We start from the raw sequence: 25698 nt of genomic DNA, 5'->3' as shown, positions 1-25698 counted from the left end.
GTGCCAGTAACTACATGTACCGACTGACACTCCGCCTTCGCGAGCAAGCCCGCTCCCACATTGGTCCTGCTGTGCTGCCCATAGCCAGTTACAATGCGGCTCCCAGAAGGAGCCTGAATGACTTCCCTGCTGACTGATTGGCGCAACCGCCCCACCCATCGCCGCGTCTGGGCATTGGCTGCGCCGATGATTTTGTCGAACATCTCGGTGCCGCTGGTAGCCTTGGTGGACAGCATGGTCATCGGCCACCTGCCCCATGCCCATCAACTCGGTGCTGTGGCCGTGGGCGCCAGCCTGTACACCTTCCTGGCCTGGGCCATGGGCTTTCTGCGCATGGGCTCCACCGGGTTTGCCGCGCAAGCCGCCGGGCGCGGGGATGGCGCAGCGCTCAGGCAAATCCTGCTGCAAGGTTTGCTGCTGGCGCTGGGGCTGGCGATGCTGCTGGGCACGGTGGGCATTCCACTGAGCCATCTGGCCCTGGAGTGGATGCAGCCCTCGCCCGAGCTGAACCAACTGACCCGCGATTTTTTCCACACCCGCTTGTTCGGCCTGCCCGCCGCGCTGGCCAGCTATGCCTTGGTCGGCTGGTTCCTCGGCACGCAAAATGCGCGTGCGCCGCTGGCGATTCTGCTGACCACCAACCTGGTCAACATCGCCTTGAACCTGTGGTTTGTACTCGGCCTTGATTGGGGTGTGGTTGGCTCCGCTCGCGCCTCCGTTATCGCCGAATGGACGGGCGCCCTGCTCGGCCTGACCCTCACGCAAAAAGCCCTGCGTGCGTACCCCGGGCATATCGCCTGGGCGGCATTAAAGCTGTGGCAAAGCTGGCGGCCACTGCTGGCGGTGAACCGCGACATATTTATTCGCAGCCTGGCCTTGCAGTCGGTATTTTTCATGATCACTGTGCAAGGCGCGCGTCTTGGGGATGCGACAGTGGCAGCGAATGCGTTGCTGCTTAATGGGTTATTGCTCACGGCCCACGCTCTGGACGGGCTCGCCCACGCGGTGGAAGCCTTGTGTGGCTATGCCATCGGCGCACACGACCGCCAGGCGCTGCGCCGCTCGCTGGTGGTTGCCTGTGGCTGGTCATTGATCGCCAGCGTGGGTTTCGCGCTGCTGTTCACCTTCGCCGGGCACCTGTTTATCGCCATGCAAACCGATATCCCCAGCGTGCGCGAAACCGCCGACATCTACTTGCCTTACCTGGCCGTACTGCCGTTGATTGCGGTGTGGAGCTACCTGCTGGACGGCCTGTTCATCGGCGCCACCCGCGCGCGGGAAATGCGCAATGGCATGCTGCTGACCGTAGCGATAATGCTGCCCTTCGCGTGGTTGTTACAGGGCTACGGCAACCACGGACTGTGGATAAGTTTTCTGGTGTTCATGGCCCTGCGCAGCCTTACGTTGTGGATGATTGCCCGGCAACTAATGCGCCGAAATCAGTGGTTCGTCGGTATCCACTCACGCTGAAAACCACCCAACCAAACGTGTAGGAAATACACTCGTCCTACATTAAAAAACTAACAACCAAAAAAAGGGTACAAACTCTTACAAAATCTATCGAAACCATTTAACCACTCCAACCACTTAAGACTGAACACCCCACCCTCAGTCTTAATTGGAACTCACATGAACGAGCTGATTTCACCCACTACCACCCCGCCCGCCGCCCCTACTTTGAAGCCTCAACTTGAGGCTCCCGTGATAACAGGGGTGGAGTCGAACGTCATTTTTTCTGACGAGAACACTCACATAGAAATAAATTATCACCATGACCCCGAAAAACAAATTTACTTGGACACGGGCACCACTTTTATCAAAACTAAAGACAAGTCAGACACGATCAACATTACTGTAGGTGCAGATAACAAACTTACCGCCTACATCAATGGGATACCGCATGCACTTCCAATCGATGCCAATGATACTCGTCAGGCGCTGTTCATTTCGTCGAGTGGAGGCGATAACACGATCAACATTGACCCTCGCGCCCAAATCGTCGTCAACATCTCGACAGGCAAAGGGAAAGACTGTATCACCGCAGGCGGTGGCCACACGTTGATAGACGCTGGCGCCGGCAAAGATTACATCCAGTTAGGCAGTGGTACGGGCATCGCCAATGGCGGTGATGACGACGATATACTGGTTGCAGGTGAAGGTCACGCCATCATGTCGGGCGATAACGGCAATGACAAATTGTACGCTACACAAACCGCCAGCACTAAAAGGCAGATATATCTCAATGGCGATAATGGTGATGATGAGCTGTATGCAGGCGCAGGCATAAATGTATTGAACGGGGGGCTGGGCAATGACACGTTGGTTGGCCATCGCCAAACGACTTTTTATACCGGCGCAGGAAAAAACACCGTTTACTCATACAGTGAGCAGGATAAAATTCATGCTCAGGACACTGACACCGTTCACAACATCGGCAATGCCCCCATCGAACACGTAAAACACGTCGACAGTGGCAAGCACGCTTTTAAAATCGAAGGATCTCCTGCTTTTATCTCGAAAGTAGAAAACTATCTAGAGCAATTGCGAGGCTCTCCCAGCGGACAAAAACTGCTCCAGGAGCTGGACCGTCTCGCCATTAAAAATGGGGGGCGAACTACCATAAAAGAATCCAGCTACGATGGACTAAGCTACTACCAGTTCAAAAACTCACATACCGACAAGGTGCCTGAAGAGGAACACCACAAACATAACTCGCCGGAGTTTGGTTACATCACAAATGGTAAGGCCGGCTCGGTGGCAACCCATGCCGAGATAGGCGTTGACGCCGCTTACTTTAGCCTGGATATAAATGAACCTCCGTTGCTGCAACTTTATCACCAAATGGTGCATGCCTTTAACGGTGGTCATGGAACGGTTCTGCCGGGCAGCCAACCCGTTATCGGAGCTGATGGCAAGCCTGTTGAGGAGGATGGCGAACCAAAAACCAATTTAAATGTGGAGTATCAAGCCATCGGCATTCCCACCGACGGCACGCTCTACGACTTCGATAACAACCCCATGACACCGCCCACTGCAACAAACCCATCGCCCTACACAGAGAATGATATGCGCAGGGAGATGGGCGTACCGTTATCAAAAGTCATTACCCCCGCGGCTGAAAAATAAGTATCGGCGTAAAGCGCGCAGCCAGGGGATACCACGGTTACAGTCAATGCCTCGTCGCTTAATGGCTGGGGCATTCGACCTGTTAGTTCTCACAGGTTACAGCGCCGGTTGCCTGGGTTAAAACAGAGGTCAGTCCTGAAGCTTGAGCGGCCTCAGGCTCGCGACCTTCTCTGAACTCAAGGACGACCACATATGAGCCTCAACACCTACCTCGGCATCGGCGCGTTTATCGCGCTCGTGTTGATCATTGTCGCAGTGACCCGCAAGAAGAAACCCGCCAGCCCCTCAAGCGAACCTGCGTTGGCCGTTGAGGTGCCCGCGCCACCTGTCACGCCGCAGACAAGTGCGCCAACCGAGACGCCGACGTGGAATCAGGGCGGTTTTGAGGTATCCGAAAACGCAGAACCGCTCACGCCACAGCCCCTTCCAACGACAGGCGTGGAGGTGTGGAATCAAACCAACTTCCACGTCTTCGTGACGCAGCAAGGCATCAGAGCGACGCTGGCCCCCCAAGGTCGAATGCGGTTGGAGAATGGCAAGGGGCTGACTGTAAGCCCTTCAGCGCAAAACACGCTGCAGTCTGTCGCGCTGGAGCAAACCGATCCAGAGACCCCGGCCTTGTACACCCTGATAGTCCGGTAAAGCCGGCCTCACGAGCCTGGCGTGGAACGGACAAACGCCGTGACCCGATCCAGTACCGGCGCCAGCCAGCGCAACGGCTTGGCAATGGACGCTACTAATGTCGCGTGGCTGGTCCGGGTGAAATAAAACGCCTCGACCGGCACACCCGCTTCACGCAGCTTGTTAGCCAACCCGCCCGTGTTGCGCGTGGGGTTGACCAGCGTGTCGCTCACCGAGGCAATCAACAGGCTCGGTGGTGCGTCATGGCTGACGTGGTTGATGGGCTGGGAATCGGGCGGTGAGTCCGGGAAGAAAAACACGGGGCGTACATCGCGGTTTTCAATCGGCAGGAAGTCATAAGGCCCGGCCAGGCCGATCCAGCCTTTGAGCATTGAAGGTGACAGATTCACCTCTTTCAGCCAGCGCGCATCCAGTGCCAGCATCGAGGCGTTGTACGCACCGGAGCTATGGCCCATCAGGTAGAGCTGCCTGGGGTCGGCGCCATACTCGGCGATGTGCTGATGGGTCCAGGCCACCGCTTGGGCGCCGTCCTGGAGAAAAGCGGGGTAACGCACTTGCGGGTAGAGCCGGTAGTCCGCGATGACCACCACAATGCCGCGTGAAGCCAGGGCTTCGCCGACGAAACCGTAGTCATCCTTGGAGCCGCTGTTCCAGCTGCCACCGTAAAAAAACACCACGACAGGGGCATTGGGCAAGGCAGTGACGGGACGGTAGATATCGAGTGTCTGGCGCGGGTCAGGCCCGTAGGCAATCGATGAGGTTTTGCTGAACGTGCTGGAAGGGGTCAGTGCGTTGAGCACTTTGATCGGCGAGCAGGCCGAGAGGAATGCGGCGACTGCCAGGGTTAACGCTTGCAGCCATTTGCTCGACATTATTCAGGCCCTATGAAAACTGCAGAACTTGCATCAATCCAATTGTGGGAGCGGGCTTGCTCGCGGAGGCGGTGGGTCAGTCGGTACATGTATTAACTGACACACCGCCTTCGCGAGCAAGCCCGCTCCCACACTGGATCTCTGTCACTTTGAGATCTTGGTCAGCCTGGGAGCAGTGTACTTACGAGGACAGGTACGAAGACCGCGTCAGGCCCAGACGCAACGCATCCAGGAACTGCGTACGCTCGCTGGCACTGATCTTCGCGCTGGCGCATTTGTCACGGTAGTGCGTCATCAACTCCTCCGGCGACAAGTGCACGTAGCGCAGCATGTCTTCGATGGTGTCGTGGGTCTCGATCCCGGCGCTGTACACCGAACCGTCTTCACGCTGGTAGATGTTCACCGAGTCGGTGTCACCGAACAGGTTGTGCATGTCACCGAGAATTTCTTGATAGGCACCCACCAGGAAGATACCCAGCAAGTAGTCTTCGCCTTCGTTCAAGCCGTGTACCGGCAGGCTGGTCTCGATGCTCTGCTCGTCGACGTATTGCTTGATCTTGCCATCGGAGTCGCAGGTCAGGTCTTGCAGCACGGCGCGGCGCAGCGGCTCTTCGTCGAGACGGTGCAGCGGCAGAATCGGCAACACCTGGCCGATGGCCCAGGTGTCGGGCAGGCTCTGGAACACCGAGAAGTTGCAGATGTACTTGTCGGCCAGCTTGTCGTTGAGTTCGTCCAGCACTTGGCGGTGCGAGCGCTGGCGGGCTTTGAGCGAGTTGTGCAGGCGGCGGCATACGGCGAAGTAGCACTGTTCAGCCAGGGCTTTTTCCGCCAGGGTCAGCTTGCCATCGGCGTACTGGGTGGCCACGTCGCTCATGTAGTGAGTGGCGCGCCAGTAAGTTTCGGTGACCATCTCGATGTCGGTAGGACCTAACAGGTCTACCAGCCATTGCACGGTTTCCGGCAGGCTTTCCTTGTTCTCGATCTGCGGGATTTCGTCGTTGTGCTTTTCAACGTCGGTAACCTGCACCACCAGCATGGCGTGGTGGGCGGTCAGGGAGCGGCCGCTTTCGGAGAAGATATGCGGGTGCGGCAGGCTCTGCGCATCGCAGAACTCCTTGAGCATGCCCACAACCACACCGGCGTAGTCGTCCATGTCGTAGTTGATCGAGCTGGCGTTACGCGAGTGCGTGCCGTCGTAGTCCACGCCCAAGCCGCCGCCCACGTCGATGTGGTCGACCGGCAGGCCGAGGTTGCGCAGTTCGCCGTAGTAACGAATGGCTTCCTTGAACCCGTGCTGGTAGTCAGCCAGGTTGGCGATCTGCGAACCCATATGAAAGTGCAGCAGGCGGATGCCCTGGTCCAGGCCGGCGGCGCGGAAGCGCTCGACCACCGACAGCAATTGCGCCGCCGACAAACCGAACTTGGACTTCTCGCCACCGGTGTCTGCCCATTTGCTCGACGCCAGCGACGACAGGCGCACACGCAGGCCAACCTGCGGCTTGACCTTGAGGGCCGCGGCCTCTTCGATCACCAGGCCGACTTCGGATTCTTTCTCGATCACGATAAACACATTGTGGCCGAGCTTCTGGCCCATCAGCGCCAGGCGGATGAACTCACGGTCTTTGTAACCGTTGCAGACGATGGTGCCGCCCTTCGGCGCCAGGGCCAGCACGGCCAGCAGTTCGGGCTTGGAACCGGCTTCCAGGCCGATCGACACGTTCTGGGTAGCGATGATGTTCTCGATCACCGCTTCCTGCTGGTTCACCTTGATCGGGTACAGCGCGGTGTACTTGCTCTGGTATTCCAGGCGCTCGATGTTCGCATCGAACGCGCCAGTCAGCTGGCGTACACGGTCTTGCAGGATGTCGGGGAAACGCACCAGCAGCGGCAAGGACAGGCCGCTTTTGCGCAGCTCGTCGACTTGCTCATACAGATCAACCGGCGTGCTGTTCGGGCCGTTCGGACGGACTTCAACGCGACCGGCATCATTGATCGCGAAATACCCGGCCCCCCAATGGCGAATCCCATAAACACTGCGGCTGTCCGCAACTGTCCATTGGCTGCCATCGTCTTTGCGTGTGCGTCGTACGGACATCGAAGTCCCCTATATAAAGTCGAAGATCACCACGCCCTTCTTGCAAGGCTGGCGAAGTCTAAAGAATGAAAATGACGATTTGCCTGTAAGGAAGGTAGACCCCACTCGCAGGACAGAGTTTAGACACCGGTCAGGAACAGGCTCTGTGAAAACCATGGAGACGACAGTTCGCGTTCAGCAAAGGGCCATCGGGGTGGGTTTCACAGAGGCTGCTAGCCGCCGGATTTCTTCGCCTTGTAACCCAGCTTGATCAGCTCGGCCAACAGCAACTCGACGTGATCGCCCTGGATCTCGATGACGCCGTCTTTCAACGCGCCACCGGTGCCACAGCGCTTTTTCAGCGTCGTAGCCAGTTCCTTCAGGGCCTCTTCGGCCAGGGGCACGCCGGTGATGGTGGTCACCGTCTTGCCGCCACGGCCTTTGCTCTCGCGTCGCACGCGGGCAATGCCGTCGCCTTCGGGGATCAGGGTCTGTTTGCAGGTACACGAATCCACGGGCTGACGACAGTCCGGGCAGTGTCGACCTGCGTCGGTGGAAAATACCAGGCCACCAAGGGCGGCGAAGGATGCGGCTTTTTTGGCCACCGGCAATCCTCTTGGGAGGACAAAGACTGATCGGAACCCGGCTCTCGTTACAAGAGGCAGCTTACCGACCGCGAAGCCCCACTCAGGCAGGGGCAGCGCTACCGAACCGCCAAGGGTGGTTCGGGTGAAAAGTCGCGCAGTGTAACGGCAAAAAGCCGGCTTGCTAAGAGCCAAATAGCGCCAATTTATGCAACTTTAGCGACGTGAGGCCAGATAGCGCCGCAGGCCCTCTTGAGCATCCGGGCAGTAAGGCTTTTGTTGAGCTTCCTGCAGGACCGTTTCAAGGGGCAGAAACCGCGCTTCCATGACCTCTTCGGGCTGCAGGCGCAACGGGCCGTCCCAGACTGCCGAGTAAGATTTGCACCACAGCCGGCTGCCATCCTCTTCAAAGTAGAAGTGGTCATGCTCGACCAGTTCCACGCCGCCAACGCCGAGCTCTTCTTCCAGCTCACGGGCGGCCGAAAACGCATAGCTCTCGCCCGCCGCCACCATGCCGCCTGCCGCCGTATCCCAAAAACCGGGATACAGGGCTTTGCTCAAGGTGCGTCGGTGCACACACAGCTCACCGGCGGAGTTGAACAGGAAGATAAAAGTGCACCGGCCGATCAGGCCGCGCTGGCGCAGGTCGGACCTGACAAGGGTACCGAGCAGGTTGTCCTTCTCGTCCACCCAGCAGATCAGTTCAGCATCAGAGGCCGCACGGTGTGCGGCCTCGTTGGGAGTAGCGTCCATCATCACCCCTGATTGAGGAGCTGACGCAAATCTATAACTGCAGCGTTTGCCCGGGAAATATAGTTGGCCATGACCAACGAGTGGTTGGCGAGGATGCCAAAGCCACTGCCGTTAAGAATCATAGGGCTCCACACCGGTTCCTGCGAGGCTTCCAGCTCGCGAATGATCTGACGCACGCTGACGGTGGCGTTTTTCTTGGCCAGCACGTCGGCAAAGTCGACTTCAATCGCGCGCAGCAAGTGCGACAAGGCCCACGCCTGGCCACGGGCTTCGTAGAACACGTTGTCGATCTGCATCCATGGGGTTTCCACCACTTCTTCATCGACCTGTGGGACTTCACCCGGCGCCAGGGCTTCGGTTTTAAGTGCGGTGTTGAGTTTCACCCGGCCCACACTGGCCGACAGGCGTTGCGACAACGAACCCAGGCGCGTGGCGACATCGCCCAGCCAGTTGTTGAGGTTGTCGGCGCGGGCATAGAACAGCGCGCCCTTCTGGTTCGGGTCGGACAGGCGTGCTTCGTAGCGGCTCAGGGAATTGATGCCTTCCTGGTATTCCGATTCGCTCGATGGCAGCACCCAGCTCTTGTTGTCGAAGTTGAAGCGCGGCTCGGCCTTGGCCAAATCCGCGTCTTCAGCCGATTGCGACTGCGAACGGGCGAAGTCTTTACGCAGCGCGCGGGTCAGATCGCGCACCTGCACCAGCACGCCATATTCCCAGCTCGGCATGTTGTCCATCCACAGGCCTGGCGGGAAACGGTCGTTGGAAATGTAGCCACCGGGCTTGTTCAGCAAGGTGCCGACCACGGTCTTGAGGGTTTCGACGGTGGTGTAGCCAATCACCATCTGCTTGCCTTCCTTCTCGGCGGCGAGCTGGGCGTTTTGCTGGACCGGGAACAGCGCCGGCTCTTCGCTCCAGTACCAACCCAGGCCGCCGGTGACCAACAGGTACAAGGCCAGCACGCTGAGCAGCGCTTTGCTCATCAGCAGGTTGCGAAAGTAGCCGCGTTGGGTCGACTTTGGCTCAGGGGCGGGGCCTTTGGCACTGCCTGCACGGTTTTTCCAGTCCAGCATGGCGATATCCTTTCAATCACTTGAGTTCATGCACGTCAATTGTCCGGGTGCGGTCAAACACTCGGACCACAACCCTACCCCATCGTGCCCATCGGCGCGGGGCTTTTAACCGAAAGTGGCTGGGGTGAGGCGTTCGACTATAAAGGATGCACGCTTTTTACGCAGCGCGACCATTGAGTCGATAAATGAATACCTGAGACTTGTACTTAATTGACGTATGACACTCATGCAATAGAAAAGAGGTGCTAGCATAGAGCCATCAGTCGACCTCAGCATGCACCCTCACTAGTAGTCAGGATATGACCGAGCCAGAAGACCCCAGCCGTGAGCGTCTCAAGCACCATTTTGCCCAGCGGGTAATTCATCAGGCACGTCAAATTCTTGAGATCTGGCAACGCCTGCAACGCAGCGAATGGTCGAACACCGATTTGTCCGAACTCAGCGAAGCCAACCTGCGTCTGCTGCGCTTTGCCGAGCGTTTCGAACAGCCGGAACACGGCCAACTGGCGCGGCACATCGGCGAATCGCTCAAGGCGGTGGACGAAAATCGCGGCCGCCTGAGCAGCCAGGTCATCACCGAACTCAACCGCCTGATGCAACGCCTGTCCCGCACCGGCCTGCGTCAGGGCGACCAGTTGGAACAAACCTTTCTGCCGCCGATGCGCAAGCCCATCTATGTGATGCTGGCCGATCACGACCGCGCCGAACGCTTGGCCAAGCAGCTGGAATTCTTTGGCATGAGCGCCCAGTCACTGGACAGCGTGGCGGCGTTTCGTGCGTCCCTGGCCGAGCGCCTGCCGTCGGCGATTGTGATGGATGTGGACTTCTGCGGCGCGGGGCTGGGTCTCAAGCTGGCCGCCGAAGCCCAGGAAGGCCTCGAGCAAAAGCTGCCGCTTTTGTTTTTCAGCCTGCACGAAACCGACACTCCAACGCGCCTGGCCGCCGTGCGTGCTGGTGGCCAGGAGTTCCTCACCGGCACCCTGGAAGCGTCGAGCCTGCTGGAAAAGATCGAAGTGCTCACCTGCGTCGCGCAGTACGAACCTTATAAAGTGCTGATCATCGATGACTCACGGGCACAGGCGCTGCACACCGAACGCCTGCTCAACAGCGCCGGCATTGTCACGCGCACCTTGATCGAACCGATCCAGGCCATGGCCGAGCTGGCGGATTTCCAGCCGGACCTGATCATCCTCGACATGTATATGCCTGCCTGTACCGGCACCGAACTGGCCAAGGTGATCCGCCACAACGACCGCTACGTCAGTGTGCCGATCATTTACCTGTCGGCCGAAGACGATCTGGACAAGCAGCTGGACGCCATGAGCGAAGGCGGCGATGACTTCCTCACCAAGCCGATCAAACCACGCCACCTGATCACCACCGTACGCAACCGCGCCGCCCGTGCCCGCAACCTCAAGGCGCGCATGGTGCGCGACAGCCTGACCGGGCTGTACAACCACACCCATATCCTGCAATTGCTCGAAGACTGCAGCTTCCGCGCCCGCCGCGAGAACAAGCCGCTGAGCTTTGCGATGCTCGACATCGACCACTTCAAACGCGTGAATGACAGCCACGGCCACCCCATGGGCGACCGCGTAATCAAGAGCCTGGCGCTGTTTCTCAAGCAGCGCCTGCGCAAAACCGACTACATCGGGCGCTACGGCGGCGAAGAGTTCGCCATCGTGATGCCCGACACCGACCTGGAATCGGCCTGCAAGGTGCTGGACGAAATCCGTGGGCGCTTTGCCGAAATTCATTACCCGGCCCAACCGCAGGATTTATGGTGCACCTTCAGCGCCGGGCTGGTGGAGCTGTGCGACGGTTCCGACAGCCTGATGATGGCCGCCCAGGCCGACGAGGCGCTGTACCGCGCCAAGAACGCAGGACGCAACCGCGTGCAAGCCGCTCGCACGTCAAAGCAAAGTGCCATCTTTTCACCGGAATCCACCGAATCCGTCATAACTTTGTAATGCAAACGCAATAACTTCAGGCACTTATCTTTTGCTGTCGGTTGAAACCACGCATGCGCCTGAAGCTGCTGACCAATCTCAATACTCTTCTGCTGGTGGCCGTGTGCCTGGCCCTTGGGGCGACGCTATGGTGGTCGCAACGCGCACTGGAACGGCCGTATCTGTTGATGGAGCGCTACCTGGGCCTGTCGCAGACCTTCCAGAACCAGGCCGCGCGCAACATTGACGACTACCTTTCCAGCGGCGATGCCCTGCGTTTGAGCAGCGCCAGTCAAAGCCTGGAAAACCTGTTGCAACATCTGGACGATTTGCCGGCAGAGCTTGCGCAAAACCTGCGCCCCAGCCTGGTGGACCTGGACACTTTCAGCAAAACCGAGCTGCTCGCCGCCGGCAAACTGGCAGGCGACCCGCAAGCCCTGCTGCTGCAAGCCGAGCGTGAGCTGGGCGCAAATCTGGAGCAACTGAGCCAATACGCCACAGGCGTCAACTCGCCAGATGCCGCTCGCTACCTGCCACCCTTGCTGGCTGCGTCCCAGCACGTGGGCAAACTGTCCCTGGCCCGCGACAAACTGGTCAGCAGCGGGCGCGCGGAGTTGGCCGATGACGTGGAACGCGAAGTCGCCAGTATCCGCACCCAGGCCGACCTGTTGGCGGCGCTGCCGTTGCTGGGTGTAAAGGCCAGCAGCGAATCCAGCGCCGATGATTTTTCCGCCATGATGGGCCTGGAAAACAGTGCAAAAGCCGAAGTCCAAGATACTGGCGTCGACCTCAAGCGTGAACTCAACAGCCTGTTGGCCCGCTACCCTGCCGAACTCCAGCGTACCCGCGAGCAAATCCAGCAGCGCACCGCACTGGCGACCGCCACCCACCTGAAAATTGCCGCCGTGCAACAGGCTATTTCGGGTCTGGAGCCGGTGGTGCGTGCCCAACATGCCAGGATCCAGGGTGAAGTGCGCCTGTTACAAGGCCTGATGATCGGCCTGATCCTGCTGATTGCGCTGCTGATCGACACCCTGCAACGGCGCCTGGCGCGGGTGCTGACCAACCTGGCGCCAGCCCTGTCGACCTGGGCCGAAGGTGATTTCAGCCAGCCGATTGCGTTGGGCAAGACCAACCGCGAACTGCACGATATTGAGGCTTCGCTGAACCGCCTGCGCGCTTACCTGGTGGACCTGGTGGGCACCATTCGCGGGAATGCCGAAGAAGTCGCCGGTAGCAGCCGCGCCTTGGCCGAGCTGAGCAGCGGCTTGCATGATGGTGCGCAGCGTCAAGCGGGTGATACCGCACAGATCCGCGACTCGTTGGGCGAACTGGAAGCCACCATCCAGCAAGTGGCCGGCGATGCCAGCCAGGCTGCGGGTGCCAGCCGCAGTGCGGGCCTGGCCGTGGAACAAGGCCAACGGGTGATCGGCCTGAGCCTCACCGGCTTGCATGCCCTGGTGGGTGAAGTGCAGCAAAACGCACAGATGATCGAAAAACTCGCGGAAGAATCCGCCACCATCGGCGGCGTGCTCACCGTGATTCGCTCGATTGCCGACCAGACCAACCTGCTGGCCCTTAACGCCGCCATCGAGGCTGCGCGCGCCGGTGAAGCCGGGCGTGGCTTTGCCGTGGTGGCTGACGAAGTGCGCACCCTGGCCCAGCGCACGGCGGGCGCCACCGCTGAAATCCAGGGTTTGATCACCGGCCTGCAAAGCGCCGCCCACCAGTCGGTGCAGGGCATGCGCGCGCAGGTCGAACACGCCGAAGCCACCGCCCAGCAGGCCCAGGCGGCCGACGGCGCGCTGGATGAAATCGTCGGGGCGATCCAGACCATTTCCGACACCGCCGTGCGCATTGCCGATGTGACCGCGCAGCAGAGTGGCGCCGTCAGTGAGATTCGTGACAACAGCGAGCGCATTCACCAACTGGGCGAGGATAATTTGCTGCGCATCGGCCAAGGGCGCAGCCAGGGTGAGCATCTGCTGGAACTGGGTGGGCAGCTGAACACTGCCGTGCAAGCGTTTCGCGTCTAATGCGATCGAGATCGTGCCCACGCTCTGCGTGGGCATGCATCCTGTGACGCTCTGCGTCACGACTTTAGAGCGGGACGCGGAGCGTCCGGGGCGGCATTCCCACGCGGAGCGTGGGAACGATCAATCACTGACCAAATCCAGCCTCACAGTCACAAATTTTGCGCAAACATCGCTAATCGTGCCGCCTACTGCATAGAACTGGACAGTCACAAAGGCTTTGCGGCATAGTCGCCGGGTTCTGACGCACCCACATCAATAACAAGGAACAGCCGATGGCGACCTTACTGGTTCTTCACGGACCCAACCTGAACCTGCTCGGCACCCGTGAACCGGGCGTCTACGGGGCGGTGACCCTGGAACAGATCAACCTTGATCTGGAACGCCGGGCGCGTGAAGCCGGCCACCATTTGCTGTACCTGCAAAGCAATGCCGAGTACGAATTGATTGATCGCATCCATGCCGCGCGTGGCGAAGGCGTGGACTTTATCCTGATCAATCCTGCCGCTTTTACGCATACAAGCGTTGCATTACGTGACGCGCTGCTGGCGGTGAGCATCCCATTTATCGAAGTGCATTTGTCGAACGTGCACAAACGCGAAGCTTTCCGCCATCACTCCTACTTCTCCGATGTAGCGGTAGGTGTGATCTGCGGCCTTGGCGCCAGCGGTTACCGACTGGCCCTGGAGGCCGCCCTGGAACAACTTGAACAACCGGCCAAGCGCCCCTGACCGACCCTTGGGAGTTGATGATTCATGGATATCCGTAAAGTTAAGAAACTGATCGAACTGCTGGAAGAATCCGGTATCGACGAGCTGGAAATCAAGGAAGGCGAAGAATCCGTACGGATCAGCCGTCACAGCAAGACCCCGGCTCAACAGTTCTACGCGCCACAGATGCAAGCACCCGCTCCGGCTGCCGCACCTGCCGCCGCACCCGCTGCTGCCGCTGCACCTGCCGCCCCAGCCGCACCTGTGCTGAATGGCTTCGTGGTCAAGTCGCCAATGGTCGGTACCTTCTACCGCACCCCGGCACCGACCTCGCCAGCCTTCGTTGAAGTCGGCGCAACCGTGAAAGTGGGCGACACCATCTGCATCGTTGAAGCGATGAAAATGATGAACCACATCACTGCTGAAAAAGCCGGCGTCATCGAATCCATCCTGGTAGAAAACGGTCAGCCGGTTGAGTACGACCAGCCGCTGTTCACCATCGTTTGAACCGCGGAGCGCCTTCGATGTTGAAACCTGCGAAGAAACTGCAAAAAGTCCTGATCGCCAACCGCGGCGAGATCGCGCTGCGTATCCTGCGCGCCTGTAAGGAAGAGGGCATCAAGACCGTCGCTGTTTACTCGACGGCCGATACCGAATTGATGCACGTGAAACTGGCGGACGAAAGCATTTGCATCGGCCCGCCACTGGCCACGAACTCGTACCTGAAAGTCTCGAACATCATCGCGGCCGCTGAAGTGACCGGCGCTGATGGCATCCACCCAGGCTACGGCTTCCTCGCGGAAAACGCCGATTTCGCCGAACAGGTGGAAAAATCCGGCTTCGCCTTCATCGGCCCTAAAGCCGAAACCATTCGCCTGATGGGCGACAAGGTGTCGGCCAAGGACGCCATGATCGCAGCCGGCGTGCCAACCGTTCCAGGTTCCGACGGCCCACTGCCGGAAGACGAGGCAACCGCCCTGCGCATTGGTCGCGAAGTCGGTTACCCGGTGATCATCAAGGCCGCCGGTGGCGGTGGTGGTCGCGGCATGCGTGTGGTGCACAAGGAAGAAGACCTGATCGAAGCTGCCAAGCAGACCCGCTCCGAAGCGGCTGCCTGGTTCGGCAACCCGATGGTCTACCTGGAGAAGTACCTGACCAACCCACGTCACGTGGAAGTGCAGGTTCTGTCCGACGGCCAGGGCCACGCCATCCACCTGGGCGACCGCGATTGCTCGCTGCAACGTCGCCACCAGAAGGTACTGGAAGAAGCTCCGGCACCGGGCCTGGACGAAACCGCGCGCCAGGAAGTACTGGCTCGCTGCGTCAAGGCGTGCATCGACATCAACTACCGTGGCGCCGGTACCTTCGAGTTCCTCTACGAGAACGGCCGCTTCTACTTCATCGAGATGAACACTCGTGTGCAGGTAGAGCATCCGGTTTCGGAAATGGTCACCGGTATCGACATCGTCAAGGAGATGCTGAGCATCGCCGCCGGTAACGTGCTGTCCTTTACCCAGGACGACGTGAAGATCCACGGCCACTCCCTGGAGTGCCGGATCAACGCCGAAGACCCGAAAACCTTTATCCCAAGCCCTGGCCTGGTCAAGCATTTCCACGCGCCGGGCGGCAACGGCGTGCGTGTGGATTCGCACCTGTACAGCGGCTACAAGGTTCCGTCCAACTACGACTCGCTGATCGGCAAGCTGATCACCTGGGGCGCCACCCGCGACGAGGCCATGGCCCGTATGCGCAATGCCCTGGACGAAATCGTGGTTGACGGCATCAAGACCAACATCCCGCTGCATCGGGATCTGGTCCGCGATGAAGGCTTCTGCGAAGGTGGTGTGAACATTCACTACCTGGAACACAAGCTGGCCAACCAGTAAGTGCTCCACCCAACAAAGCCGCCTTCGGGCGGCTTTGTTGTTTGTGGCACACCGTTTTTTTCTGAATAGACACATTGCCCCTGTGGGAGCGGGCTTGCTCGCGAAAGCGGTAGGTCAGCTGGAACATAAGGCGACTGACCCAACGCCTTCGCGAGCAAGCCCGCTCCCACATTTGGTCGGTGTGCAGTTAGTACAGTCGTCTTCTGGCCTGCGCTCGCGTAAACTTGCGCGCTTTCGCGACCCAGCCGTCGCACACTCATTTTTTCAAAGGTGCCCGCCATGCCTTGGCTGCAAGTCCGTCTCGCCATCAGCCCAGAACAAGCCGAAACCTACGAAGACGCTTTCCTCGAAGTCGGCGCCGTGTCGGTGACCTTCATGGATGCCGAAGACCAACCGATCTTCGAACCGGAACTCAACACCACGCCGCTGTGGTCCCACACCCACCTGCTGGCCCTGTTCGAAGACGGCACCGATGCCGCCGCCGTGCTGGCCCATATGCAATTGCTCACCGGCAGCCCGCTGCCGGAGCATCACAGCGAAGTGATCGAAGACCAGGACTGGGAACGCAGCTGGATGGACAACTTCCAGCCGATGCGTTTCGGCCAGCGCCTGTGGATCGTGCCAAGCTGGCACGCCGCGCCTGAACCAAATGCCGTCAACCTGCTGCTGGACCCGGGCCTGGCGTTCGGCACCGGCACCCACCCCACCACCGCACTGTGCCTGGAATGGCTGGACGGCCAGGACTTGAGCGACTGCAACGTGCTGGATTTCGGCTGCGGCTCGGGGATCCTGGCGATTGCCGCGCTGCTGCTGGGTGCCAAGCAAGCGGTCGGCACCGATATCGACGTGCAAGCCCTGGAAGCCTCCCGCGATAACGCCGGGCGCAATCACATTGCTGAAGGCAAATTCCCACTCTACCTGCCGGAAGATTTGCCCCAGGTACAGGCCGATGTGCTGGTGGCCAATATCCTTGCCGGGCCGCTGGTGTCGCTGGCGCCGCAACTGTCGAGCCTGGTCAAGCCGGGCGGGCGTCTGGCGCTGTCGGGTATCCTCGCCGAGCAAGGCGAAGACGTGGCCGCTGCCTACGCCAAGGATTTCGAACTGGACCCGATCGCCAACCGTGATGGCTGGGTACGCATCAGTGGTCGTCGGCGCTAGAATGAGCGCTTGCCTGAATCGGATGGCCGCATGACCGACAGTTTCGTCACCCAGTGCCCACATTGCCAAGCCCGCTTTCGCGTCAGCCACGCACAATTGAGTGTGGCCCGTGGCGTGGTGCGCTGTGGCTCGTGCCTGCAAGTGTTCAACGCCGCTCGCCAGTTGCTGGAGCAACGCGGCCAGGTGCCTGCGCCTGAGCAGCCGGCCATTGCCGAAAAAGCCGCCGAGCCGTCCGCCGAGGCCCCACGGGCCATCAGCCAGAAGCAGTGGAACGCCGAAGAGCTGGACCTGGACAACTTGGACCTGGATGAAGAACTGGCCAAGCTGGAGCGTCGCCAGGCATCCGCCGACCGTCGCCAGCCTGAAGATGCCCTGAGTGCCACACGCGGCACCGTCAAGGCCGAGGAAGAGAAGTGGGCCGCCAGCCTGTTCAGTGAACCGCCCGAGGAACGCACCCCAGCGCCCGAGGATGAGCCGGAACCGGCCACTGCGACACGTCAGCGCACCGAACCCTCCATGTCATTTCGACTTGACGACATCGACGATGAACCGCCATTGCGCTCGGCGCCTCACGTTGAAGATGACGATATCGACCCGCCGTTCACGCCCTTGACCAAGGCCCTGGACGAACCGGAACCCGAAGATAGCCCGCAACCGCGTCGCAAGCGCACGCGCCCCGAGGCCAGCGTTCACGACGATCTGCTCCAGGACCTGGAAGACGACCCGCTGCACCTTTACGCCCAAAAGCGCCCGTCCGGCTGGGGCCGTCGACTGGTCTGGATCCTGTTGGTGCTGATCGCCGCCGCAGGCCTTGCCGGCCAGTACATCGCTTATCAATTCGACGACCTGGCCCGCCAGGATGCCTACCGCCCATGGTTCCAGCAGCTATGCCCATCCTTGGGTTGCACGGTGCCATCGCGGGTCGATATCGCCCATATCAAGAGCAGCAACCTGGTGGTACGCAGCAACCCGGAGTTTGCCGGGGCGCTGGTGGTGGATGCGATCATCTATAACCGGGCAACGTTCTCCCAGCCCTTCCCGCTGCTGGAACTGCGTTTTGCCGACATGAACGGCAGTCTGATCGCCAGTCGTCGCTTCAAACCCGGCGAATACCTGAGTGGTGAATTGGCCGGTGTCAGCGAAATGCCTTCGCAGACACCGATCCACATCTCCCTGGATATCCTTGACCCAGGCAACAAAGCCGTGAATTACAGCCTGAGTTTTCACTCGCCCGAGTGAACCGGCGCAGGTTCTGAGGTTTGACGGCAAATTATTGACTTTGCCGTGCGCAACCAAACCGGCGGCGATAAAGAAATAACTGTTCAGATTTTATCCAATTCAGCCTTTATCCAGTCATCGAGAGCGGGTATCATGCCAACCCTTTTTCGAACTCTAATGATCCGGCCCCACAACAGGGAAGTCCTATGTCGGCGGTACGCATCGGCCCATACACATTGCAAAACGGCTTGATCCTCGCCCCGATGGCGGGCGTCACCGACCAGCCCTTTCGTCAGCTGTGCAAGCGTTTGGGCGCGGGTCTAGTAGTCTCTGAAATGGTCACCAGCGACATGAGCTTGTGGAACACCCGCAAATCGCGGATGCGCATGATCCACGAAGGTGATCCCGAGCCCCGCTCGGTGCAGATCGCCGGGGGTGATGCGCAAATGCTGGCAGATGCGGCCCGAGCCAACGTGGAGTTGGGCGCACAGATCATCGACATCAACATGGGCTGCCCGGCCAAGAAGGTCTGCAACAAGGCCGCCGGTTCCGCATTGTTGAAAGATGAGCAGTTGGTAGCCGAGATCCTGCAGGCCGTTGTCGCCGCAGTGGATGTGCCGGTCACCCTGAAAATTCGTACCGGCTGGGACCGGGACAACAAAAATGGCCTGACAGTGGCGAAGATCGCTGAACAGGCCGGGATTACAGCGCTGGCGGTGCATGGCCGCACCCGCGCCGACCTTTACACAGGTGTTGCCGAGTACGACACCATTGCCGCGATCAAGCAGGCGGTGTCGATCCCGGTCTTTGCCAATGGCGATATCGACTCAGCCGAGAAAGCCCGGCGCGTGCTGCACGCAACCGGCGCCGATGGCTTGTTGATTGGCCGGGCCGCCCAGGGGCGGCCATGGATTTTTCGTGAGATCGAACACTTTCTGCGTACCGGCGAAGTCTTGCCGGCACCGGAGTTGATCGAGGTGGAACGTATTCTGCTAGAGCATCTGGCCGCCCTGCACGCCTTCTATGGAGACGTGATGGGAGTACGCATTGCTCGCAAGCATGTCGGCTGGTATCTCGCCACCTTGCCGGGCGCCAAGGAATTCCGCGCTCAGTTCAATCGTTTGGATGAAACGCAGGCACAGGTCGCCACCGTTCGTGAGTTCTTCGCCGAACGTGACAAGAGCCTGGGAACAGGGGATGGAGAGGGGGTGGCCGCATGACGATGATGACCGAGACTTTAGTGAGTGGAACAGCACCCGTGAGCGACAACGTCAATTTGAAACAGCACCTCAACACGCCGAGCGAAGAAGGTCAGACCCTTCGTGGGAGTGTCGAGAAGGCGCTGCACAATTATTTCGCCCACCTTGAGGGCGCTTCCGTCACGGACGTGTACAACCTGGTGCTCTCCGAAGTCGAGGCGCCGCTGCTCGAAAGCGTGATGAACTACGTCAAGGGCAACCAGACCAAAGCCAGTGAGCTGCTGGGTCTCAACCGTGGCACCTTGCGCAAAAAGCTCAAACAATACGATTTGCTGTAAGCATTCAATCAAACCAGAAAGGCGCCCGCGTAAAAACGGTCGCCTTTTTTGCTGACTCCTTTGCTTTTGATGGAAATTGAAATGACCGACCAGACCACCCGCCTGCCGATCCGCCGCGCCTTGATCAGTGTCTCCGACAAGACCGGGATCCTCGAATTTGCCCGGGAGCTGGAAGCCCTGGGCGTGGAAATCCTCTCCACAGGCGGGACCTTCAAACTGCTGCAGGACAACGGCGTGGCCGCAGTAGAAGTCGCGGACTACACCGGTTTCGCAGAAATGATGGACGGTCGGGTCAAGACCCTGCACCCGAAAATCCACGGTGGGATCCTCGGTCGTCGCGGTATCGATGACGCCATCATGAGCGAACACGGCATCAAGCCGATCGACCTGGTAGCCGTTAACCTTTACCCGTTCGAAGCCACCATCAACAAGCCAGGCTGCGACCTGCCAACCGCCATCGAGAACATCGATATCGGCGGCCCGACCATGGTTCGCTCCGCTGCCAAGAACCACAAAGACGTGGCCATCGTGGTCAACGCCAGCGACTACGCCAACGTACTGGAAAGTCTGAAAGCCGGCGGTTTGACTTACGCCCAGCGCTTCGACCTGATGCTCAAGGCGTTCGAACACACCGCCGCCTACGACGGCATGATCGCCAACTACATGGGCACCGTGAATCAAGCGGCTGAAACCCTCAGCACCGAAGGCCGCAGCCAGTTCCCGCGCACCTTCAACAGCCAGTTCATCAAGGCCCAGGAAATGCGCTACGGCGAGAACCCGCACCAGAGCGCGGCGTTCTACGTTGAGGCCAAGCCTGCTGAAGTCGGCATCGCCACCGCGACCCAACTGCAAGGCAAAGAACTGTCCTACAACAACGTGGCCGACACCGACGCCGCGCTGGAATGTGTGAAGAGCTTCGTCAAGCCAGCCTGCGTGATCGTCAAGCACGCCAACCCGTGCGGCGTGGCCGTGAGCCCGGACGCAGAAGGCGGCATTCGCCAGGCCTACGAACTGGCCTACGCCACCGACACTGAATCCGCGTTTGGCGGCATCATTGCCTTCAACCGCGAACTGGATGCCGAGACCGCCAAGGCGATCGTTGAGCGCCAGTTCGTTGAAGTGATCATTGCCCCTTCGGTGAGTGAAGAAGCGCGCGCCATCGTCGCCGCCAAAGCCAACGTGCGTCTGCTGGCCTGTGGCGAGTGGTCGGCGGACCGCGCCGCTGCCTGGGACTACAAGCGTGTCAACGGTGGCTTGCTGGTGCAGAGCCGCGACATCGGCATGATCGGCAGCGAAGACCTCAAAGTCGTGACCAAACGCGCCCCGACCGAGCAAGAGATCAACGACCTGATCTTCGCCTGGAAAGTGGCCAAGTACGTTAAATCCAACGCCATTGTCTACGCCAAGAACCGCCAGACCATTGGTGTCGGCGCCGGCCAGATGAGCCGCGTCAACTCGGCGCGTATCGCCGCGATCAAGGCAGAACACGCAGGCTTGCAGGTCGTGGGTTCGGTGATGGCTTCCGACGCGTTCTTCCCGTTCCGTGACGGCCTGGACAATGCCGCGAAAGCCGGTGTGACCGCCGTGATCCAACCGGGTGGCTCGATGCGTGATGCAGAAGTGATCGCAGCCGCTGATGAAGCGGGCATCGCGATGGTCTTCACCGGCATGCGCCACTTCCGCCACTGATTGATCGTTCCCACGCTCCGCGTGGGAACGCAGCCAGGGACGCTCCGCGTCCCTCGGACGCAGAGCGTCCGTAGAGGCATTCCCACGCAGAGCGTGGGAACGATCATCCTAACGAGGGTTTTGAAATGAATGTTTTGATCATTGGCAGCGGTGGCCGTGAACACGCCCTGGCCTGGAAAGTTGCCCAGGACCCACGCGTCCAGAAGGTTTTCGTCGCCCCCGGCAACGCCGGCACCGCCATTGAAGGCAAGTGCGAAAACGTCGCTATCGACGTGCTGGCCCTTGAGCAGTTGGCCGACTTCGCGCAAAAGAATGTTTCCCTGACCATCGTCGGCCCGGAAGTACCGCTGGTTGCCGGCGTTGTGGACCTGTTCCGCAGCCGTGGCCTGGACTGCTTCGGCCCAACCGCCGGTGCCGCGCAGCTGGAAGGCTCCAAAGCCTTCACCAAGGACTTCCTGGCTCGCCACAAGATCCCGACCGCCGACTACCAGAACTTCACCGAGATCGAGCCGGCCCTGGCTTACCTGCGTGAAAAAGGCGCACCGATCGTGATCAAGGCCGATGGCCTGGCCGCCGGTAAAGGCGTGATCGTCGCCATGACCTTGCAGGAAGCCGAAGACGCCGTACGCGACATGCTCGCCGGTAACGCGTTTGGTGATGCAGGCTCGCGTGTGGTGATCGAGGAATTCCTCGACGGCGAAGAAGCCAGCTTCATCGTGATGGTCGATGGCAAGAACGTGCTGCCGATGGCCACCAGCCAAGACCACAAACGAGTGGGCGATGGCGACAGCGGCCCGAACACCGGTGGCATGGGTGCCTACTCCCCTGCCCCGGTCGTCACCGCCGACGTGCACAAACGCGTGATGGACCTGGTGATCTGGCCAACCGTGCGCGGCATGGCCGACGAAGGCAATGTGTACACCGGTTTCCTCTACGCTGGCCTGATGATCGACAAAGCCGGTAACCCGAAAGTCATCGAGTTCAACTGCCGCTTCGGCGACCCGGAAACCCAACCGGTGATGCTGCGTCTGCAATCGAGCCTGGTGCTGCTGGTGGAAGCCGCCCTGGCCCAGGCCTTGGACAAGGTTGAAGCGCAGTGGGACCCGCGCCCGAGTGTCGGCATCGTGCTGGCGGCCGGTGGTTACCCTGGCGACTACGCCAAGGGCGATGTGATTGAAGGTCTGGATGCGGCTGCTACGCTGGAAGGCAAGGTGTTCCATGCGGGCACCGCGCTCAAGGACGGCAAAGTTGTAACCGCAGGTGGCCGTGTATTGTGCGCCACAGCAATGGGTGCCAGTGTCGACGCCGCGCAACAGCAGGCGTACAAACTGGCGGCAAAAATCGACTGGAAAGGCTGCTTCTACCGCACGGACATCGGCTATCGCGCCATTGCCCGTGAACGCGGCGAGAGCAACTGAACAGCTACGCTTGCGTAGCTATCCGTTCGGTTAGGTAAGGGCCTTTGGCCCTTGCCGTACCCATGTCGCCCCGCGCATAGTTAACCCGTGCATCAACCTACGAAGGGATTTCGCCGTGCGCTGGCTCAGGATCGCCATAGGTTTTACAGTCAGCTTGCTGACCCTGCTCTGCTTGTTCCCGGCCCAGGCCGCCGCGCAAGGCAGTGGTTGGGCAGTATTGCTTGATGAACAGGCCGACCTGCAACTGAGCGACATCCGCTCCGCCCGCTACACCAATCAATTCAGCCCCATCGAACTCGACCGGATTACCGCTGCGCAGCCGGACGGTGCGCTGTGGGTACGCTTCAAGCTGCAACCCGGCAAGCACGAACAAGTGCTGCGCGTATTCGCCCCGGACCTCTCGCACCTGAACCTGTATGTGCTCGACGGCGACATGCTGGTGGAGCAACAAAGCACCGGTACGCGCCAGCCACAGACGGAACGCCCGCTGCCCAGCAGCGATTTCATGCTGCCGATGCCCCAGAGCCAGAAGCCCCTTGAGGTGTACCTGCGCCTGGTCTCGGAACACGAACTGCGCCCCTACATCACCCTGGAACCGGCCGTGCTCGCCGCCGCCGACCAGACCCAGACGCTGATCTACGGCCTGCTGTTCGGCTGCCTGCTGATGCTGATCCTGCACAACCTCACACGCTTCGCCTACCACCGCTCGCGCAGCAGCCTGTGGCTGGCGGCCTGCGAATTACTGTTGATGCTGAGCCTGGCGCTGCTGCTCAATCTGGTGGGGCCGTGGCTGCCGAACTGGCACGCGGTGCAGACCCCGGGCGCTTACCTCGCGCTGCTGCTGACTGCGCCGTGCGGGCTGATGTTTGCCTATCGCTTCTTCATGCCCCTGGGCCCACACCCGCTGAACAAGCTGTTGATGGCCGACATCCTGCTGATCGTGCTGTGTGGCCTGTTGCTGTTGTTCGTCAACACCTTGCCGCTGAACATCATCACCTATGCGCTGGTCGCCCTGGCGGGCTTGAGCATGTTGTTTGTCTCGGCCTACCACTGGCAGAAAGGCTACCGGCCGGCGCGCTTGTTTGTGGTGGCGATGGTGGTGTTCAACATCGGCACCCTGATCATCCTCCCCGCCCTGCTGGGTCTGACGCTGGTGGCGCCGCAAGGTTTGATCGTGACCCTGCTGAGCTTTATCTGCCTGAGCGGCTTGCTGATGAGCCTGGCCCTGGGTGAACGCCAGCGCGCCATTGTCGAGGCCCGCTTCAGCCTCAGCCGCGACCTGGCAGCCAGCAACGCCGAAATCGCTGCCAAGGCCGAATTCCTGGCCAAGATCAGCCACGAAATCCGCACCCCTATGAACGGTGTGCTGGGCATGACCGAGTTGCTGCTGGGCACGCCGCTGTCGGTGAAGCAGCGTGACTATGTGCAGACCATCCACAGCGCCGGCAATGAACTGCTGACGCTGATCAACGAGATCCTCGACATCTCCAAGCTCGAGTCCGGGCAGATCGAACTGGACGACGTGCAATTTGACCTCAACGCGCTGATCGATGACTGCTTGAGTATCTTCCGCGCCAAGGCCGAACAGCAGAACGTCGAACTCATCAGCTTTATCCAGCCGCAGGTACCGCGCGTGATCAGCGGCGACCCCACGCGCCTGCGCCAGGCGCTGTTGAGCCTGCTGGAAAACGCCCTGCAAAAAACCGATGAAGGCGAAGTGCTGATTGTGGTCGCCCTCGACGAACGCAGTACCAAGCCGCGGCTGCGCATCGCGGTGCAAGACAGCGGCCTGCCGATGGACGCCGCCGAACGTGACGCATTGCTGCACAGCGAACTGCACAGCAAGAACTTCCTCTCGGCCACGCGCCTGAGCGGCCACCTGGGCCTGGTCATCGCCCGCCAGTTGATCCTGTTGATGAACGGCGAGTTCGGCATCAAGAGCGGCAGCCACCAGGGCAGCACCCTGTGGCTGACCCTGCCACTGGACCCGGAACGCCTGGAGCACCCGACCTCCGACCTCGACGGGCCGCTCAAGGGTGCGCGGGTGTTGGTGGTCGATGACAACGACACCTGTCGCAAAGTGCTGGTGCAGCAATGCACCGCCTGGGGCTTGAACGTCAGCGCCGTGCCGTCCGGCAAAGAAGCGCTGGCGCTGCTGCGCACCAAGGCGCACCTGCGTGATTACTTTGACGTGGTGCTGCTGGACCAGAACATGCCCGGCATGACCGGCATGCAACTGGCGGCGAAGATCAAGGAAGACCCGAGTCTTAACCACGACATCCTGTTGATCATGCTCACCGGCATCAGCAATGCGCCAAGCAAGATCATCGCGCGCAACTGCGGGATCAAGCGCATCCTCGCCAAACCGGTGGCCGGCTACACGCTCAAGACCACCCTGGCCGACGAACTGACCCAGCGCAGCAAAGGCGCAATTGCGCCGCGCCCTATGCTCAACGCGCCGGCAGCGGTGACCGTGCCGAGTGATTTCAAGATCCTGGTGGCCGAAGACAACAGCATCTCCACCAAAGTGATTCGCGGCATGCTCGGCAAGCTCAACCTCAGCCCGGACACCGCCAGCAACGGCGAAGAAGCGCTGGAGGCAATGAAGGCCCAGCGTTACGACCTGGTGTTGATGGACTGCGAAATGCCGATCCTCGATGGCTTCTCTGCCACCCAGCAATTGCGCGCGTGGGAAGTCAGCCATCAGCGTATTCGCACACCCGTTGTTGCGCTTACGGCACATATCCTCACGGAACATAAAGAGCGCGCACGCCAGGCCGGCATGGATGGGCATATGGCCAAGCCGGTGGAATTGTCGCAGTTGCGTGAGCTGGTGGAGTTTTGGGTGGCGCAGCGTCAGCAACGCCCCGAACACGCGCCGTCCTAACCTGAAATACCATCCCAATGTGGGAGCGGGCTTGCTCGCGAATGCAGTGTGTCAGTCAATGCATCTTTAACTGATACACCGCATTCGCGAGC

At 60.2% G+C, this 25698-nt stretch carries 19 protein-coding genes and 1 pseudogene; 15 read left to right on the top strand and 5 right to left on the bottom strand.

Translation table 11 applies throughout. The features are described 5' to 3' along the window. The first annotated feature begins 117 nt into the window (after window positions 1-117). The 3 genes from ACTD9P_RS23480 to ACTD9P_RS23470 all read left to right on the top strand — a co-directional run bounded on the left by ACTD9P_RS23480 (window position 118) and on the right by ACTD9P_RS23470 (window position 3768). On the top strand, window positions 118-1470 hold the full coding sequence (locus ACTD9P_RS23480) for an MATE family efflux transporter (protein ID WP_438869564.1): 1353 nt from the start codon (window positions 118-120) through the stop codon (window positions 1468-1470). 159 nt (window positions 1471-1629) lie between these two features. After that, window positions 1630-3126: a M91 family zinc metallopeptidase gene (locus ACTD9P_RS23475; protein ID WP_438869563.1), complete on the top strand. Its 1497-nt coding sequence runs from the start codon at window positions 1630-1632 to the stop codon at window positions 3124-3126. Window positions 3127-3318: 192 nt separating this feature from the next. Continuing rightward, window positions 3319-3768 carry a hypothetical protein gene (locus tag ACTD9P_RS23470; RefSeq protein ID WP_438869562.1) on the top strand — a complete coding sequence of 150 codons (450 nt, stop codon included), beginning with the start codon at window positions 3319-3321 and terminating at the stop codon, window positions 3766-3768. Window positions 3769-3776: 8 nt separating this feature from the next. Here ACTD9P_RS23470 and ACTD9P_RS23465 read toward each other — a convergent pair whose 3' ends face one another. The 5 genes from ACTD9P_RS23465 to ACTD9P_RS23445 form a co-directional block, all read right to left on the bottom strand. Continuing rightward, window positions 3777-4640, bottom strand: coding sequence for an alpha/beta hydrolase (locus tag ACTD9P_RS23465; RefSeq protein ID WP_438869561.1), 864 nt, complete (start codon window positions 4638-4640; stop codon window positions 3777-3779). A 181-nt stretch (window positions 4641-4821) separates the two neighbouring features. Continuing rightward, a complete protein-coding gene (gene speA / locus ACTD9P_RS23460; RefSeq protein ID WP_200433782.1) occupies window positions 4822-6735 on the bottom strand; it encodes an arginine decarboxylase in 1914 nt (637 codons plus the stop codon). A 212-nt stretch (window positions 6736-6947) separates the two neighbouring features. Next, window positions 6948-7319 (bottom strand): translation initiation factor Sui1, encoded by a 372-nt coding sequence (locus ACTD9P_RS23455; protein WP_012722004.1) that lies wholly within the window; start codon window positions 7317-7319, stop codon window positions 6948-6950. A 195-nt stretch (window positions 7320-7514) separates the two neighbouring features. Further along, window positions 7515-8051 (bottom strand): NUDIX hydrolase, encoded by a 537-nt coding sequence (locus ACTD9P_RS23450; protein WP_438869560.1) that lies wholly within the window; start codon window positions 8049-8051, stop codon window positions 7515-7517. A gap of 2 nt (window positions 8052-8053) precedes the next feature. Continuing rightward, complete coding sequence (locus ACTD9P_RS23445; protein ID WP_370589438.1) at window positions 8054-9031, bottom strand: DUF2333 family protein; 978 nt, start codon at window positions 9029-9031, stop codon at window positions 8054-8056. 389 nt (window positions 9032-9420) lie between these two features. Here ACTD9P_RS23445 and ACTD9P_RS23440 point away from each other — a divergent pair, with 389 nt between their 5' ends. The 12 genes and pseudogenes from ACTD9P_RS23440 (at window position 9421) to ACTD9P_RS23385 (ending at window position 25606) form a co-directional block, all read left to right on the top strand. Beyond that, window positions 9421-11091 carry a diguanylate cyclase gene (locus ACTD9P_RS23440; protein ID WP_438869559.1) on the top strand — a complete coding sequence of 557 codons (1671 nt, stop codon included), beginning with the start codon at window positions 9421-9423 and terminating at the stop codon, window positions 11089-11091. A 1499-nt stretch (window positions 11092-12590) separates the two neighbouring features. Beyond that, window positions 12591-13106, top strand: a pseudogene (locus ACTD9P_RS23435) (methyl-accepting chemotaxis protein); the annotation flags it as partial. A 272-nt stretch (window positions 13107-13378) separates the two neighbouring features. Then, window positions 13379-13834 carry a type II 3-dehydroquinate dehydratase gene (aroQ, locus tag ACTD9P_RS23430; protein ID WP_017136743.1) on the top strand — a complete coding sequence of 152 codons (456 nt, stop codon included), beginning with the start codon at window positions 13379-13381 and terminating at the stop codon, window positions 13832-13834. Window positions 13835-13858: 24 nt separating this feature from the next. Beyond that, window positions 13859-14320, top strand: a complete 462-nt coding sequence (accB, locus tag ACTD9P_RS23425; RefSeq protein WP_122718896.1) for an acetyl-CoA carboxylase biotin carboxyl carrier protein — start codon at window positions 13859-13861, stop codon at window positions 14318-14320. A gap of 17 nt (window positions 14321-14337) precedes the next feature. Beyond that, entirely contained in the window at window positions 14338-15699 is a 1362-nt protein-coding gene (accC, locus tag ACTD9P_RS23420; RefSeq protein WP_017136745.1) for an acetyl-CoA carboxylase biotin carboxylase subunit, read from the top strand. A 279-nt stretch (window positions 15700-15978) separates the two neighbouring features. Next, a complete protein-coding gene (gene prmA / locus ACTD9P_RS23415) occupies window positions 15979-16857 on the top strand; it encodes a 50S ribosomal protein L11 methyltransferase (protein ID WP_219266633.1) in 879 nt (292 codons plus the stop codon). Between the two features lie 30 nt (window positions 16858-16887). Beyond that, window positions 16888-18096, top strand: coding sequence for a DUF3426 domain-containing protein (locus ACTD9P_RS23410; protein WP_438869558.1), 1209 nt, complete (start codon window positions 16888-16890; stop codon window positions 18094-18096). 185 nt (window positions 18097-18281) lie between these two features. Further along, entirely contained in the window at window positions 18282-19295 is a 1014-nt protein-coding gene (gene dusB, locus ACTD9P_RS23405; RefSeq protein WP_438869557.1) for a tRNA dihydrouridine synthase DusB, read from the top strand. Then, complete coding sequence (gene fis / locus ACTD9P_RS23400) at window positions 19292-19612, top strand: DNA-binding transcriptional regulator Fis (protein WP_003221275.1); 321 nt, start codon at window positions 19292-19294, stop codon at window positions 19610-19612. The genes dusB and fis overlap by 4 nt, the downstream gene beginning before the upstream one ends. A gap of 81 nt (window positions 19613-19693) precedes the next feature. Continuing rightward, on the top strand, window positions 19694-21301 hold the full coding sequence (gene purH / locus ACTD9P_RS23395) for a bifunctional phosphoribosylaminoimidazolecarboxamide formyltransferase/IMP cyclohydrolase (protein ID WP_219266627.1): 1608 nt from the start codon (window positions 19694-19696) through the stop codon (window positions 21299-21301). 125 nt (window positions 21302-21426) lie between these two features. After that, the gene (gene purD, locus ACTD9P_RS23390; protein WP_438869556.1) at window positions 21427-22719 is read left to right on the top strand and encodes a phosphoribosylamine--glycine ligase; all 1293 of its coding nucleotides are present in this window, start codon (window positions 21427-21429) and stop codon (window positions 22717-22719) included. Window positions 22720-22834: 115 nt separating this feature from the next. Next, window positions 22835-25606, top strand: coding sequence for a hybrid sensor histidine kinase/response regulator (locus ACTD9P_RS23385; RefSeq protein WP_438869555.1), 2772 nt, complete (start codon window positions 22835-22837; stop codon window positions 25604-25606). The last annotated feature ends 92 nt before the right edge of the window (window positions 25607-25698 follow it).

The organism is Pseudomonas onubensis (genome assembly GCF_965653655.1).
Lineage (GTDB): Bacteria > Pseudomonadota > Gammaproteobacteria > Pseudomonadales > Pseudomonadaceae > Aquipseudomonas.
The sequence above is the reverse complement of the archived record's forward strand: the minus strand, read 5'-3'. Positions and strand labels throughout refer to the sequence as shown.

What these genes read in the sequence shown, in the direction of transcription:
- ACTD9P_RS23480 (WP_438869564.1), top strand. Translation starts at nt 118, where the DNA reads ATGACTTCCCTGCTGACTGATTGGCGCAACCGCCCCACCCATCGCCGC.
- ACTD9P_RS23475 (WP_438869563.1), top strand. Translation starts at nt 1,630, where the DNA reads ATGAACGAGCTGATTTCACCCACTACCACCCCGCCCGCCGCCCCTACT.
- ACTD9P_RS23470 (WP_438869562.1), top strand. Translation starts at nt 3,319, where the DNA reads ATGAGCCTCAACACCTACCTCGGCATCGGCGCGTTTATCGCGCTCGTG.
- ACTD9P_RS23465 (WP_438869561.1), bottom strand. Translation starts at nt 4,640, where the DNA reads ATGTCGAGCAAATGGCTGCAAGCGTTAACCCTGGCAGTCGCCGCATTC.
- speA (WP_200433782.1), bottom strand. Translation starts at nt 6,735, where the DNA reads ATGTCCGTACGACGCACACGCAAAGACGATGGCAGCCAATGGACAGTT.
- ACTD9P_RS23450 (WP_438869560.1), bottom strand. Translation starts at nt 8,051, where the DNA reads ATGGACGCTACTCCCAACGAGGCCGCACACCGTGCGGCCTCTGATGCT.
- ACTD9P_RS23445 (WP_370589438.1), bottom strand. Translation starts at nt 9,031, where the DNA reads ATGAGCAAAGCGCTGCTCAGCGTGCTGGCCTTGTACCTGTTGGTCACC.
- ACTD9P_RS23440 (WP_438869559.1), top strand. Translation starts at nt 9,421, where the DNA reads ATGACCGAGCCAGAAGACCCCAGCCGTGAGCGTCTCAAGCACCATTTT.
- aroQ (WP_017136743.1), top strand. Translation starts at nt 13,379, where the DNA reads ATGGCGACCTTACTGGTTCTTCACGGACCCAACCTGAACCTGCTCGGC.
- accB (WP_122718896.1), top strand. Translation starts at nt 13,859, where the DNA reads ATGGATATCCGTAAAGTTAAGAAACTGATCGAACTGCTGGAAGAATCC.
- accC (WP_017136745.1), top strand. Translation starts at nt 14,338, where the DNA reads ATGTTGAAACCTGCGAAGAAACTGCAAAAAGTCCTGATCGCCAACCGC.
- prmA (WP_219266633.1), top strand. Translation starts at nt 15,979, where the DNA reads ATGCCTTGGCTGCAAGTCCGTCTCGCCATCAGCCCAGAACAAGCCGAA.
- ACTD9P_RS23410 (WP_438869558.1), top strand. Translation starts at nt 16,888, where the DNA reads ATGACCGACAGTTTCGTCACCCAGTGCCCACATTGCCAAGCCCGCTTT.
- dusB (WP_438869557.1), top strand. Translation starts at nt 18,282, where the DNA reads ATGTCGGCGGTACGCATCGGCCCATACACATTGCAAAACGGCTTGATC.
- fis (WP_003221275.1), top strand. Translation starts at nt 19,292, where the DNA reads ATGACGATGATGACCGAGACTTTAGTGAGTGGAACAGCACCCGTGAGC.
- purH (WP_219266627.1), top strand. Translation starts at nt 19,694, where the DNA reads ATGACCGACCAGACCACCCGCCTGCCGATCCGCCGCGCCTTGATCAGT.
- purD (WP_438869556.1), top strand. Translation starts at nt 21,427, where the DNA reads ATGAATGTTTTGATCATTGGCAGCGGTGGCCGTGAACACGCCCTGGCC.